Raw genomic sequence first — 14873 nt, 5'->3', positions numbered from 1 at the left:
CTTCACCCCAATCATCTATCCCACCTTAGGCGGCTGGCTCCTTACGGTTACCTCACCGACTTCGGGTGTTACAAACTCTCGTGGTGTGACGGGCGGTGTGTACAAGGCCCGGGAACGTATTCACCGCGGCGTGCTGATCCGCGATTACTAGCGATTCCGACTTCATGTAGGCGAGTTGCAGCCTACAATCCGAACTGAGACTGGCTTTAAGAGATTAGCTTGCCGTCACCGGCTTGCGACTCGTTGTACCAGCCATTGTAGCACGTGTGTAGCCCAGGTCATAAGGGGCATGATGATTTGACGTCATCCCCACCTTCCTCCGGTTTATTACCGGCAGTCTCGCTAGAGTGCCCAACTGAATGATGGCAACTAACAATAGGGGTTGCGCTCGTTGCGGGACTTAACCCAACATCTCACGACACGAGCTGACGACAACCATGCACCACCTGTCACCTCTGTCCCGAAGGAAATCTCTATCTCTAGAGAGGTCAGAGGGATGTCAAGACCTGGTAAGGTTCTTCGCGTTGCTTCGAATTAAACCACATGCTCCACCGCTTGTGCGGGCCCCCGTCAATTCCTTTGAGTTTCAACCTTGCGGTCGTACTCCCCAGGCGGAGTGCTTAATGCGTTAGCTGCGGCACTAAACCCCGGAAAGGGTCTAACACCTAGCACTCATCGTTTACGGCGTGGACTACCAGGGTATCTAATCCTGTTTGCTCCCCACGCTTTCGAGCCTCAGCGTCAGTTACAAGCCAGAGAGCCGCTTTCGCCACCGGTGTTCCTCCATATATCTACGCATTTCACCGCTACACATGGAATTCCACTCTCCCCTCTTGCACTCAAGTTAAACAGTTTCCAAAGCGTACTATGGTTAAGCCACAGCCTTTAACTTCAGACTTATCTAACCGCCTGCGCTCGCTTTACGCCCAATAAATCCGGACAACGCTCGGGACCTACGTATTACCGCGGCTGCTGGCACGTAGTTAGCCGTCCCTTTCTGGTAAGATACCGTCACAGTGTGAACTTTCCACTCTCACACCCGTTCTTCTCTTACAACAGAGCTTTACGATCCGAAAACCTTCTTCACTCACGCGGCGTTGCTCGGTCAGACTTCCGTCCATTGCCGAAGATTCCCTACTGCTGCCTCCCGTAGGAGTCTGGGCCGTGTCTCAGTCCCAGTGTGGCCGATCACCCTCTCAGGTCGGCTATGTATCGTCGCCTTGGTGAGCCGTTACCCCACCAACTAGCTAATACAACGCAGGTCCATCTGGTAGTGATGCAATTGCACCTTTTAAGCAAATGTCATGCAACATCTACTGTTATGCGGTATTAGCTATCGTTTCCAATAGTTATCCCCCGCTACCAGGCAGGTTACCTACGCGTTACTCACCCGTTCGCAACTCATCCAGAGAAGCAAGCTCCTCCTTCAGCGTTCTACTTGCATGTATTAGGCACGCCGCCAGCGTTCGTCCTGAGCCAGGATCAAACTCTCATTAAAAGTTTGAGTTCTCACTCATTTCTGTCACTGACAGATTTATTGTTTTTTTCATTGTTCAGTACTACAACCTTAGTTGTAGTGCCCTGCACATTGGTTCGTCTTGTTCAGTTTTCAAAGGTCTTTGTCACTCGCTTCTCTCAAGCGACAACTATATTAGTATATCACAGTGGCTTTCGCTTGTCAACACTTTTTTGAAACTTTTTTAAACTTTTTTTCATCAAGTGTTCTAACCGCAACATACCATAGTCCGTACGGGATTCGAACCCGTGTTACCGCCGTGAAAAGGCGGTGTCTTAACCCCTTGACCAACGGACCAGAGTTGTTATTTCCAACTCTTACTATTATACCGACTTTTTATTTTTTGTCAACTACTTTTTTAAACTTTTTTACAAATCTTTCAATTCTTTTCAAGTACAGTTTTTCAAATTATAGTAAAAAGAGCCAGAATTGTACTGACTCTTCTATTGTTCATTAAACTTAGAAGCACGTTCTTCTCCCCACCAATAGGGCATTAGTTCTGCGACTTTAACTGTTTTTCTTATATTATAGTCCATCATGAATTCTGCATCTTTATTTTCAGCGTTCAACTCTAATAGGAATTCTCTGCAAGCTCCACAGGGCATTCCTGAACTTCCACCATAAGGTGGTTTGTCTCGAAAGGCTAATACTTTTTTAACCTTAGTTTGTCCTGAAAATTGGTACATATTGAAGAGAGCTGCCCGTTCTGCGCAGAGATGGAAAACACCACAGGTCCCCTCCATACAGAATCCTGTAAATATTTGTCCATCTTCTGCTTCTACTGCAGCTACAACATGATTCGCATAAACAAAGTCTGATACTTCATGTGGATTGTATAGTCTCTGTGCTTCTTCGTACATCTTTTCCCAGATGTCCATTATTGTACCCTTCTTACTTAGATATTTCCTTTAACATATTTTCGATATGCTGGATTGATTTTTCACGGCCTAACAAGAAGATCGTATCTGGTAATTCTGGTCCATGCATTTCACCTGAAACAGCAATACGAATAGGCATGAAAAGATTTTTCCCTTTAATACCTGTTTCTTTTTGAACAGCTTTGATTTGCGGGAAGATATTTTCTGTCACAAATTCATCCTCTGTCATCGCTTCAAGTTTTGCTTTGAAGGCTTCAAGAACTGTTGGGACTGTTTCACCCGCCATGACTTCGCGCTCTGCTTCTGTCAATTCTGGGAAATCTGAGAAGAAAAGATCTGTCAATGGAATAATTTCATCTACTGATTTCATTTGTGGTTTATAGAGCTCAACTAATTTTTCAGCCTTGTCAGTCAATCGACCTGCTTCTTCTAGGAATGGTTTTGCCATTTCAAAGATAGTTTCTAGGTCTGCATTCTTGATATAATCATTGCTCATCCAGTCGAGTTTCTTCTGATCAAAGGCTGCCGGAGACTTGCTCAGGCGATTTTCATCGAAAAGTTTAATCAATTCTTCACGAGAGAAAATTTCATCTTCGCCACCTGGGTTCCAGCCAAGAAGAGCAATAAAGTTAAAGACTGCTTCTGGAAGGTAACCTTTCTTTCGGTAATCTTCGATAAATTGAAGTATATTAGTATCACGTTTAGACAACTTCTTACCAGTTTCAGAGTTGATAATCAAAGTCATGTGACCGAACTCTGGTGCTTCCCAACCAAGTGCTTCATAAACCATGAGCTGTTTTGGTGTATTAGCAATGTGGTCGTCTCCACGGATTACGTGAGAAATTTGCATATCATGGTCATCTATGACAACGGCAAAGTTGTATGTTGGGTAACCGTCTTTCTTTTGGATAACCCAATCACCACCGATATTACCACCTTCAAATTCGATATCGCCTTTGACCATATCATGCCACTTGTAGATACCTGACTCATTTACAGCCAAACGAACCGTTGGGATGATCCCTGCTGCTTCACGTTCTAAGATGTAAGCTGCTTTTTCCTCTTCACTCATACCAAGGTATTCATTGATGTAGCGTGGTGTTTCGCCAGCTGCTTCTTGGCGTTCGCGTTCAGCTGCCAACTCTTCTTCTGTAACATAAGATTTGTAGGCTTTTCCTTCAACTAGCAATTGGTCGATGTATTTTTGATACAAGTCCAAACGTTCAGACTGGCGGTAATTTTCATGTGTTTCTGGGCTTTCATCCCAATTCATTCCTAACCAACGAAGGTTTTCAAGTTGTGAACGTTCACCATCCTCGACATGACGTTTACGGTCAGTATCTTCAATACGGATAATAAAAGTTCCACCATGATGACGTGCATACAAGTAGTTGAACAATGCTGTACGGGCATTCCCGATGTGTAGTAGTCCTGTTGGACTTGGTGCGTAACGTACGCGGATATCTTTTGACATAGTTTCTCCTATAAAGTCTCTAGGCGTCTGCCTTTTTGCTCTCTATATTATATCACAAGTCTTGGCTGAGTCCAATTGCTATGAATAAAGAGAGTAAAAAGAGTGGACAAACCACTCTTTTCTTCTATTATAGACGTGCGTTAAGTTCTTTGCTCAATTCTTCAAATCCTGGTTTTCCAAGAAGGGCAAACATGTTGCGTTTGTAAGCTTCAACACCTGGTTGGTCAAATGGGTTGATAGCATTCAAGTAACCTGAAAGGGCGATAGCCAATTCGAAGAAGTAGATTGTGTAACCAAGAGTGAAAGCGTCTTGCTCTGGAAGAGTCACGTACATGTTTGGTACATCACCATCTGTGTGGGCAAGAAGAACACCGTCAGTCGCTTTTTTGTTTACAAAGTCAACGTCTTTTCCTTGAAGGTACCCAAGTCCATCAAGATCTTCTTCCAAAGTAGGGATAATCACGTTCTTACGAGGTTTGTCAACACGGACAACTGTTTCAAACATGATACGAGTTCCTTCTTGGATAAATTGACCAAGTGAGTGCAAGTCAGTTGAGAAGTTAGCTGAAGTTGGGTAGATACCTTTTTGGTCTTTCCCTTCTGATTCACCAGCCAATTGTTTCCACCATTCTGAGAAGTATTGAAGTGATGGCTCATAGTTTACCAAGATTTCAGTTGCATAGCCTTTACGGTAAAGGATGTTACGAACTGCTGCGTATTGGTAAGCTTCGTTTTCAGAGATTTTGTCTGAAGTGTAGTCTTTGCGAGCTGCATTCGCACCTTCCATAAGAGCTTTGATGTCAGCTCCTGATGCTGCGATTGGAAGCAAACCAACGGCTGTCAATACTGAGAAGCGTCCACCGATATCATCTGGAACAACAAATGTTTCCCAACCGTTAGCGTCTGCTTCAACCTTAACAGCACCTTTTTGGCGGTCAGTTGTTGCATAGATACGTTTGTTTGCTTCTTCTTGACCGTATTTCTTAACCAAGAGTTCTTTGAAGACACGGAAAGCGATAGCTGGTTCAGTTGTTGTACCTGATTTAGAAATCACGTTTACTGAGAAGTCTTTATCAGCTACGTATTCTACCAAGTCAGCAAGGTAAGTAGATGAGATTGAGTTTCCTGCGTAAAGGATTTGTGGAGCTTTGCGTTCTTCTTTTGTTTGCAAGTTAGCAAAGTGGTGGTTCAAGAAGTCGATTGCTGCTTTGGCACCAAGGTAAGATCCACCGATACCGATTACAACCAAGACATCGCTGTCTGATTTGATTTGCTCAGCAGCTTTCAAGATGCGGTCAAATTCTTCGCGGTCGTAGTTTTCAGGAAGGTCCAACCATCCCAAGAAGTCGCTACCAGCACCAGTTCCTTTACGGATCAATTCATCTGCTGCTGTTACTTGTGATTGCATGTATTCCACTTCATGTGGTGCAACAAATTTGTCTAAGACTTTTGAATAATCAAATTTAATATGTGACATGTTATTCCTCCAATATTTCTTCTTTTCTATCATAACGCTTACCTTCGTTTTTTTCAAGTTTTTTTGTCGAATTTCTCCAATTTTTATCAGAATTCAAACGTTTGCGTAAAAATCCCATATTCCAAAAAATTTGAAAAAATAAAAGAAAGAACGACTAGATGTTCCAGTCGTTACAGTTCATTCAATAAATACTCAAATAATTCTAAATTGCCATCTTCTTCATTGACCAGAAACTCTGGATGCCACTGCAAACCGATAATGCGGTGCTCATCGATAGACTCAATCGCTTCGATGGTCTGGTCTCTTGGATCAATAGCAGTTACACGGAAATTAGGTGCCAAATCTTTAATACTTTGACGATGGACCGAGTTGACCTGACTTTCTTTTCCAAATAGTTTAGCCACCACGCTTCCTTCTACTGTCTCAATAGAGTGAGATGTTCCGAAAGGTAGTCCTTGCCAGTGACCTTCGATTTCTTGATTGAGGGTTCCACCAAAGGCAACATTGACAAGTTGGACACCGCGACAGATTGCCATAATTGGTTTGTTCTGACGGAGAGCTTCTTTCAAGAGTGCCAATTCAAATTCATCACGGACCAGATTGTAATCATCGCTCTCGATGGTCTTTTTCTCTCCATAAAACCGAGGATGGACATTTTGCCCGCCTGTCAAGATGAGCTTGTCAATCATTTCCACATAATCGCGTACAACTGACTCATCACCAACAGGAATGACTAAAGGGAGGCCACCAACTTGACGAATGCTCTCTGCGAATCTACAAGATACAGATGAATGAATGTTTTTTCCTTCCGCGTCTACGGGACATAGATTTGCAGCAACTCCTACAACCGTTCTGGCCATGATGTCTCTCCTTTCGAATGTTAACGATAGTCCTATCATATCACTCAAAATGCCTTTCGTCTAATATGTTTTTTTTAAGGCTGTGATAAAAATTTTTTATGGACAAGAAAAAGCTGCCCACATAGGACAACTTTTTTCTTATTCAAAAACAAATTGATTGTGATAGAGTTCTGAATAGAAGCCACCTAGTTTCAAAAGTTCATGGTGGTTACCGCGTTCAATGACCTCTCCATCTTTAAGGACAATAATCTGATCTGCATTGAGGATGGTCTTCAAACGATGGGCAATGACAAAACTGGTTCTACCCGCTACGACCGCCTCCATAGCATGCTGAATCTTGCTTTCTGTCACCGTATCTACGTTTGAAGTTGCTTCATCTAGAATGAGAACTTCTGGATCTGTCATCAGGGTTCGAGCGATGGAAATCAATTGTTTCTGCCCTGTTGAGAAGATGCTCTGGTCATCATCTATAAGGGTATCGTATTTGTCAGGTAAGCTTTCGATATAGTCGTGAATGTGGGTTGCCTTGGCTGCTGCCTCAACCATTTCTTGACTAGCATCTGACACACCGAAACGGATATTGTCTCGAATGGTTCCACTAAACAAGACCGAATCTTGCAAAACAATTCCCACCTTGCTTCTAAGACTATCTAAATCATAGTCACGAATATCTTTACCATCAAAATAAATACCACCAGCATCAACATCATAGAAGCGATTGATGAGGTTCATAATAGTGGTTTTTCCTGAACCTGTCGGCCCAACAACTGCTGTCATCTGGCCTTTCGGAGTGGAAATGCTGACATCTTTCAAAATAGGTTTATCAGGCAAGTATGAAAAATCGATATGACTGATTTCAACACCTTCTTGCAACTTAGTGAAGATTGGAGCCTTTTCAGGTCGGATTTCTTCCTCTGCGTCAAACATTTCCTGAATCCGTTCAGCACCTGTAAAGGCCAACTGAAGACTTCCCCAACTAGCTGCAACCTGAATAATAGGCTGGTAGTACTGCTGTGAAAATTGGGCAAACATAACAATCAAACCTAGGGCTGTACTAGTTTCAATAGTCTTATCATTTAATAAAACAGCTGAACCCGCAAAAATGACGATGGCTGTATTAACCAAACTCATCCCATTCATGACAGGGAAAAGAATTCCTGAGAACATTCTTCCTTTAAAGGTCGCCTTGCGCACGCGCTCATTTTGTTCAAGAAATCCTGCCATCATATCCTCTTGAATACCTTGCACAATGACAGCTTTTTGGCCTGAAATACTCTCGTCCATATAGGCGTTGAGCTTCCCTACCTCTTTCTGCTGGAGGTTGGTGTATTTGCGTGCCATTTTTACGATGAAAATTAGCATGAGGAAGGCAACTGGTGTGCTGGCAATGGTGATGAGGGCCAGCGTCACATTTCTCGAAAACATGACAAGAATCAGACCAATGTATAAAACAATATTGCTCATGACCTGAACCAGACTTTCATTAAAGGCTTGGAGGATATTATCCAAATCACTGGTAAAACGAGACAGGATATCGCCATCTTGTCGGCGGTCAAAGAAAGAAACCGTCAAACGAGCAAGCTTACCGAAGAGGCCTTTGCGCATCTCGTTGGTCGACTCTGCAATCACGCGCGTCATGAGACACATGTATATCACACTAGAGATAAATAGAACCAAAACCAGCAGGCCAAGATTGACCATGATTCCTGATAAACTTTGCCAAACAAGTTCTGTATTACCATCTTGATAAGCTTGAACTAAATTAGCTAACTGCGTCACTGCTTGTCCAGAAAAGACCGGAAAGAGAGCTTGGGCAAGAGTCGCTAGAACAATCATCAGAATGACAACTACAAATGATAACTTATAAACTTTAAAATAATTCCAAAAAAATTGAACTGTTTTCATGTTACTCCTCCTTTCCTTTCTGTGTTTCATAGATTTCACGGTAAACGGCATTGTTGACAACCAAGTCTGCATGCGTACCTTGACCAATCAATCGTCCTTGATCCAGTACCAAGATCTTGTCTGCATGGACAACCGAGCTAATCTTTTGCGCGATGATAATAGTTGTTGTTCCCTTCAAGTCCTTATTCAAGGCTTCTTGAACCAGGCGCTCTGACTTAGCATCCAATGCCGAGGTCGAATCGTCAAAAATCAGAATACGTGGATTGCTGACAATCCCACGCGCAATCGACATCCTTTGCTTTTGCCCACCTGAGAAATTGGTTCCCCGTTCCTCAACTGTACTTTCAAAGGTTTTCTCCATACGATGAATGAATTCACTAGCCTGAGCAATATTAGCTGCGCGCTCCATTTCAAATAGAGTAGCATCTCCCTTACCCTGTCTCAAGTTATCTGCAATCGTTCCACTGAAAAGAATGGCACGTTGAAGAACGATAGAAACTGTTTTACGCAGGGTTCCCTCACTCACTTCTCGAATATCCTTGCCTCCGATTTTGATAGCCCCTTCCTGCGGGTCAAAGAGGCGTGGAATCAATTGAGCCAAGGTTGATTTTCCTGCACCAGTAGCTCCAACGACACCAACCATCTGACCAGGTTCAATAGTAAAGCTCACATCTTTCAGCATCGGTTCCTTGTCCATTGGATAGGTAAAGGTCACATTTTCAAAGCTAAGACTGCCGACCAACTCTTCATCTGGGACATCCTTGAAGGTCATGGCTGGCTCTGCGTCAAGAATTTCTCGAATACGACGCATAGAAATCATGGCACGACTGACAGAATTTCCCAAAAATCCAACCATGACAATGGTAAAGATAATCTGGCTTAGGTAATTGACAAAGGAAGCAATGGAGCCAACAACTGATGGATCCGACTGAACCATCCCTGCAACTAGCCAAATAGAGAGGAATACCGCCCCATAACCGACCAACATCATGAAAGGTTCCACTACTGAAAAGGCATAACCGATGTAAAGATTTTGACCGAGTAGCTCGTCTGAAACCTCCGTAAACTTAGCAAACTGCTCTTTTTCTTGGACAAAGGACTTAACCACGCGAACACCGCGCAGATTTTCCTTGGCAATGGCATTGATGCGCTCAAGAAGGGTTTGAAACTTGGCAAAACGAGGGCCCATCATTCCCATCATGACAGTAGTCAAGGCAAAAATCAAGATAACCATGAGAACAATCACCCACCACAGAGAAGGTAAAGTTTGAACCGCCAGGATAAACGAACCGATGAACAAGAGGGGAAGTCTGAAAAGAATTTGGAAGGTCATCATGACAACGTTCTGAATCTGGTTGATATCATTTGTCATTCGAACGACTAGATTTCCCGCATTAAATTGTTCAATATTGGCATAAGAAAAGGTTTGGATTTTACGGAAGGCATCCTCCCGAAGGTCAGATGAAACTCCTTGGGCAATATAGGCTGCAAGAACAACATTGAGCCCACCAGCAACCAGACCGACCAAGGCCACACCAATCAACCAAGCCCCTATACTATAAATAGCTTCATATTTCCCAGCAAGGAGGGCGTCTAACACTTCCTGCAGATAACGCGGTTGCAGAAGTGAACTAGCAACCATCAAGCCTGTCATCAGGAGCGAAGCCAAGGCCTGCCACTTGTAGGTTTTTATTTTCTGAATCAGCATACTTTCTCCTTAAAAAATAGACAAAAGGGAGCGACAATGTGTCAGCTCCTTCTCATTCTGTTTGTGTGATGTTATTCTAGCAAAAAAGTGGAGGATTGTCAAAGAAGTCTCCTTGATATAGCTAGAATGACAAGTAATTCATTCTTTATAGTTTTTGTTTTAACTCGACCAAGACATTCATAGCCTGCATAGGTGTCATATTGTAAACATCCAGTTTAGCTAATTCTGCTAGGATAGGATTTTCTTCAGGTGTATCAAAGAGTGAAATCTGTTCTGTGACAGCACTTGTTTGCCTCATGGGAACAGGACTTTCTGTTTCTTGACTCTCTAACTGAGTCAAAATCTTATCCGCCCTTGCTAAAAGATCTGCTGGCAAACCAGCAATCTTGGCAACATGGATACCGTAGGATTTATCGGCTGGTCCTGGTTCAATCTTATGAAGGAAGGTCACCTGCCCATCCTGCTCTAAGGTTGCCACGTGGACATTGACCAAGTGTTCCAAGCTAGACGCCAGACTAGTCAACTCATGGTAGTGGGTCGCAAAGAGGGTCTTGGCTCCGATGTGCTCATGGATGTATTCGATGATGGACTGAGCAAGAGCCATACCGTCGTAAGTTGCAGTTCCCCGTCCCAATTCATCAAAGAGAATGAGAGAGTTCTTGGTCGCATGCGAAATGGCATTGTTGGCCTCCATCATCTCCACCATAAAGGTTGACTGACCTGAAACCAAGTCATCTGCTGCTCCGATACGGGTAAAGACTGCATCAAAAATCGGTAAATAGGCGCTTTCTGCCGGTACATAGGAACCCATCTGAGCCATTATCGCCGTCATGGCTAACTGACGCATGTAGGTTGACTTCCCACTCATATTTGGCCCTGTAATCAGTTGAATACTGGTATCTTCTGCCATCTGAATCGTATTTGGAATATAGGTCTGAGCCCCCATAACCTTTTCAACGACAGCATGGCGCCCTTTCTGGATATCAATTCGCGAATCATCTCCGAATTCAGGTCGAATCAAATGCTGGGTTTCAGCTACAACCGCCAGACTTTGCAAGACATCAACTGTCGCTATGCCTTGAGCTAAAGCCTGCAAACGCTGGATATACTTGCTGACCTCTTCACGAATACGCATAAAGATTTCATACTCTAGGTTGGCTGACTTCTCACGCGCCTCCAGCATGTCGCCTTCGATACGGGCCAATTCCTCAGTCCCAAAGCGTTCTGAGTTTTTCAGCGTTGCCTTGCGGAAAAAATGGGCTGGCACATTTCCCAGTTGAGAATTGGTCACATGAAAATAGTAGCCATCCTTCTTATTGTAGTCAATCTTAAGCGTGCTGATACCAGAGTTTTCTCGCTCCTTTGCTTCAATTTCAGCAATCCAGCCAGTCCCTTCTCTGAGCACACGACGGTACTTGTCTAAGGTTTCATCAAATCCAGTGCGGATAATACCACCTTCCGTAATCACATGAGGAGCTTCAGGAGCAATCGCTGCGCTAATCAAACTCTCCAACTCAGGAATTCCATCCAGTTGTGCGATGAGATAAACCAGAGCAGGTTGCTCCATCCCTTCTAAAATCGCTCGGATCCGTGGCACACTAGACAAGGTAGTCGCCAACTGCAAGAGATCCTTTGGGTTGGTCTTGCCAAAAGAAACACGACTAGCCAAGCGCTCAATGTCATAAACACCCTTGAGACTGTCTGTCAAATCACTGCGCTCAAAGAAGTGGTCAAGAAAGACCTGCACCACCTCTTGACGCTGAACAATTCGTTCCTTATCAATCAAGGGGCGATGAATCCAAGAACGCAAGAGTCGCATACCCATAGCTGTTTTGGTTTCATCCAAAAGCCAGAAAAGACTGCCCTGCTTCTTACCTGAGCGAGCATTCTCAACCAAATCCAGACTAGCCTTGGTCGCGTAATCCATCTGCAAGAAATCCTTGATTTCATAGCGAATAACAGGTTTGAGGTGGTTCAATTCTCTCATCTGAGTCCGATGAACATACTGGAGCAGCTTACTAGATGCCGCTTGCTCCACCGTTGCCAATCGCGAATCCAGTAAATGAAGGTCCTCAAAGCCTTCTTTCTCATAAGAGAGCACCAGATTCATCTGGCAACTGAGGATTTGTTCTTCCTCCTCAGACAAGTCATAACCCAGCACCACTTCTCGAGCCTTGAGATTGCGGATTTCCCCACAAACCAGCGTGAAATCCAAAAGACCTGTCACATAAAAATCACCTGTCACCAAGTCCATATAAGCTAGGCCAAATTGATTGCCTTCGCGGTCTATGGCAACCAAAAAATTATTCTGACTGTCTGGCTTACTGCTATCGACCACTGTCCCTGGCGTAATGACCTGAACAACCTCTCGTTTCACAACCCCAACTGCTTGTTTAGGATCTTCCATCTGCTCTGCGATAGCCACCTTATAACCCTGCTCAATCAAGACATCAATGTACTGTTGGGCAGAATGATAGGGAACACCCGCCATAGGAATCGGATTGTCGGCATTCTTGTTGCGACTCGTTAAGGAAATTTCCAGAATCTGCGCAGCATTGACCGCATCCTCATAAAATAATTCATAAAAATCACCCATACGAAAGAGCAAAAAAGCATCTGGATATTGCTTTTTAATATCCACATACTGTTGCATGCCGGGTGATAGCTTTTCTGTCGCCATTTTCCGTCTCTCCTTGTCAAAAATAAGTCTTGAGAGCAACTCCCAAGACCTTACTTATCTTTCATCAAATCTAGCAAACGATCTTCCATGAGTTTGGCAACGTGCTGGTCTCGACAAATGACCAATAAGGTATTGGCACCAGCAACTGTTCCTAAAATCCATTCATCCTTGTTTGCATCTACAATATTTGCCAAAACAGAGGCTTCGCCCAATTTGGTATGAAGCACCAAGGTAAACTCTGCTCTTGCAACGCCTTCTAAATGATGAGACAAAAATTCCACCAAATCAATCTTTTCTGTCTCATTTGCTAGTACATAATACACCATATCATTTTTCTTGACCTTGGTCAAGCCGATTTCGCGCAAATCACGAGACAGGGTTGTCTGCGTCACAAAAACATTGTGCGCCTCCAACCGATCTTGAATTTCTTTTTGTGTACTTAATTTCTCCTCAGTAATCATTTTTTTTATTAACTGATGACGATCTCTTTTTCTCATAAAATCCTCTTATGTGAATATTTATAACTATTTTTATAACTATATTATACCAAAAAAATAGGAGATTTCAAAAATTTTTTCTTCTTTCTTTAAAATTGTGATAAAATAGTAGAAAAGTCCAAAAAGGAGCTCTTAATGAATACAAAAGAATTGATTGCTAGCGAATTGGCTAGCGTCATTGATAGCCTAGACCAAGAGGCTATTTTAAATTTACTGGAAACCCCTAAAAACTCAGAAATGGGAGACATTGCTTTCCCTGCTTTTTCTCTTGCAAAAGTCGAACGTAAAGCACCTCAAATAATTGCGGCTGAACTGGCTGAAAAAATTAATAGCCAAGCCTTTGAAAAGGTTGTTGCAACAGGACCTTACGTTAACTTTTTCCTTGATAAATCTGCCATTTCTGCTCAAGTGTTGCAAGCGGTTATCACTGAAAAAGAACATTATGCTGATCAACATATTGGTAAACAAGAAAATGTTGTTATCGATATGTCTAGTCCCAATATCGCTAAACCATTCTCTATTGGTCATCTGCGCTCAACTGTTATCGGAGATAGCTTGTCACATATTTTCCAAAAAATCGGTTATCAAACAGTTAAGGTCAACCATTTGGGAGACTGGGGTAAACAGTTTGGGATGTTGATTGTTGCCTACAAAAAATGGGGTGACGAAGAAGCTGTAAAAGCTCATCCAATCGACGAACTTCTTAAACTCTATGTCCGCATCAACGCTGAAGCTGAAAATGACCCTAGCTTGGATGAAGAAGCACGCGAATGGTTCCGTAAGCTTGAAAATGGAGACGAGGAAGCTCTCGCTCTTTGGAAATGGTTCCGTGATGAAAGTTTGGTGGAATTTAACCGTCTTTACAATGAATTGCAAGTCGAATTTGACAGCTACAACGGAGAAGCCTTCTACAACGATAAGATGGATGCAGTTGTAGACATTCTTTCTGAAAAAGGCCTTCTTGTTGAATCAGAAGGTGCCCAAGTTGTGAATCTTGAGAAATATGGAATTGAACATCCAGCCCTTATCAAAAAATCTGATGGTGCAACTCTCTACATCACACGTGACTTGGCTGCAGCTCTTTACCGTAAAAACGAATACCAATTTGCTAAATCTATCTACGTTGTTGGTCAAGAACAATCTGCCCACTTTAAACAGCTCAAAGCTGTCTTGCAAGAAATGGGCTACGACTGGAGTGAAGACATTACTCACGTTCCTTTTGGTTTGGTTACAAAAGAAGGGAAAAAACTCTCTACTCGTAAAGGGAATGTCATCTTGCTAGAGCCTACTGTTGCAGAGGCTGTTAGTCGCGCCAAAGCCCAAATCGAGGCTAAAAATCCTGAACTAGAAAACAAAGACCAAGTAGCACATGCTGTTGGGGTCGGAGCTATTAAATTCTATGACCTCAAGACTGACCGTACAAATGGATACGACTTCGACCTAGAGGCTATGGTATCCTTCGAGGGGGAAACTGGACCTTATGTTCAATACGCCTACGCTCGTATCCAATCTATCTTACGTAAAGCAGACTTCAAACCAGAAACAGCCGGCAACTATAGCTTGAATGATGTTGAAAGCTGGGAAATCATCAAACTCATCCAAGATTTCCCACGTATTATCAACCGTGCGGCGGATAACTTTGAACCTTCTATCATTGCTAAATTTGCAATTAGTCTGGCTCAAGCCTTTAACAAATACTATGCACATACACGTATCTTGGATGAAAGCCCAGAACGCGACAGCCGTCTAGCCCTCAGCTACGCAACCGCAGTCGTTCTCAAAGAAGCCCTTCGCTTGCTTGGAGTAGAAGCACCTGAGAAGATGTGATTCAGTACTAACAATTGGAACTAAAGTTCCTAATTGTTAGACGCTAGCCGC

The 14873-nt window shown here is 43.2% G+C and carries 9 protein-coding genes, 1 tRNA gene and 1 rRNA gene (1 of these 11 cut by a window edge); 1 reads left to right on the top strand and 10 read right to left on the bottom strand.

Features of this window, described 5'->3' with window-relative positions:
- From QS39_RS03020 to argR, 10 genes are all read right to left on the bottom strand, one after another.
- A 16S ribosomal RNA gene (locus QS39_RS03020) occupies window positions 1–1498 on the bottom strand (it extends 48 nt beyond the left edge of the window).
- 243 nt (window positions 1499–1741) lie between these two features.
- Window positions 1742–1813, bottom strand: a tRNA-Glu gene (locus tag QS39_RS03015).
- Window positions 1814–1959: 146 nt separating this feature from the next.
- Window positions 1960–2394, bottom strand: a complete 435-nt coding sequence (locus QS39_RS03010; RefSeq protein ID WP_077804602.1) for a cytidine deaminase family protein — start codon at window positions 2392–2394, stop codon at window positions 1960–1962.
- 13 nt (window positions 2395–2407) lie between these two features.
- A complete protein-coding gene (gltX, locus tag QS39_RS03005; RefSeq protein WP_077804601.1) occupies window positions 2408–3868 on the bottom strand; it encodes a glutamate--tRNA ligase in 1461 nt (486 codons plus the stop codon).
- Window positions 3869–3995: 127 nt separating this feature from the next.
- Window positions 3996–5345, bottom strand: coding sequence for a glucose-6-phosphate isomerase (locus QS39_RS03000; protein WP_000018269.1), 1350 nt, complete (start codon window positions 5343–5345; stop codon window positions 3996–3998).
- A gap of 170 nt (window positions 5346–5515) precedes the next feature.
- On the bottom strand, window positions 5516–6205 hold the full coding sequence (locus QS39_RS02990) for a gamma-glutamyl-gamma-aminobutyrate hydrolase family protein (RefSeq protein WP_077804600.1): 690 nt from the start codon (window positions 6203–6205) through the stop codon (window positions 5516–5518).
- Between the two features lie 138 nt (window positions 6206–6343).
- Entirely contained in the window at window positions 6344–8110 is a 1767-nt protein-coding gene (gene patB / locus QS39_RS02985) for a multidrug efflux ABC transporter subunit PatB (RefSeq protein ID WP_077804599.1), read from the bottom strand.
- 1 nt (window position 8111) lies between these two features.
- Window positions 8112–9818 (bottom strand): multidrug efflux ABC transporter subunit PatA, encoded by a 1707-nt coding sequence (gene patA, locus QS39_RS02980; RefSeq protein WP_077804598.1) that lies wholly within the window; start codon window positions 9816–9818, stop codon window positions 8112–8114.
- A gap of 145 nt (window positions 9819–9963) precedes the next feature.
- Window positions 9964–12498 (bottom strand): DNA mismatch repair protein MutS, encoded by a 2535-nt coding sequence (mutS, locus tag QS39_RS02975; RefSeq protein ID WP_077804597.1) that lies wholly within the window; start codon window positions 12496–12498, stop codon window positions 9964–9966.
- A 50-nt stretch (window positions 12499–12548) separates the two neighbouring features.
- Entirely contained in the window at window positions 12549–12995 is a 447-nt protein-coding gene (gene argR / locus QS39_RS02970) for an arginine repressor (RefSeq protein ID WP_001231476.1), read from the bottom strand.
- Window positions 12996–13130: 135 nt separating this feature from the next.
- On the opposite strand from argR, the gene argS reads away from it, so the two are divergent.
- Window positions 13131–14822 (top strand): arginine--tRNA ligase, encoded by a 1692-nt coding sequence (gene argS, locus QS39_RS02965; protein WP_077804596.1) that lies wholly within the window; start codon window positions 13131–13133, stop codon window positions 14820–14822.
- Window positions 14823–14873: the final 51 nt, after the last annotated feature.

It is taken from the genome of Streptococcus mitis, assembly GCF_002005545.1.
Classification (GTDB): Bacteria; Bacillota; Bacilli; order Lactobacillales; family Streptococcaceae; genus Streptococcus; species Streptococcus mitis_I.
This window is presented reverse-complemented; position numbering and strand designations above follow the sequence as displayed.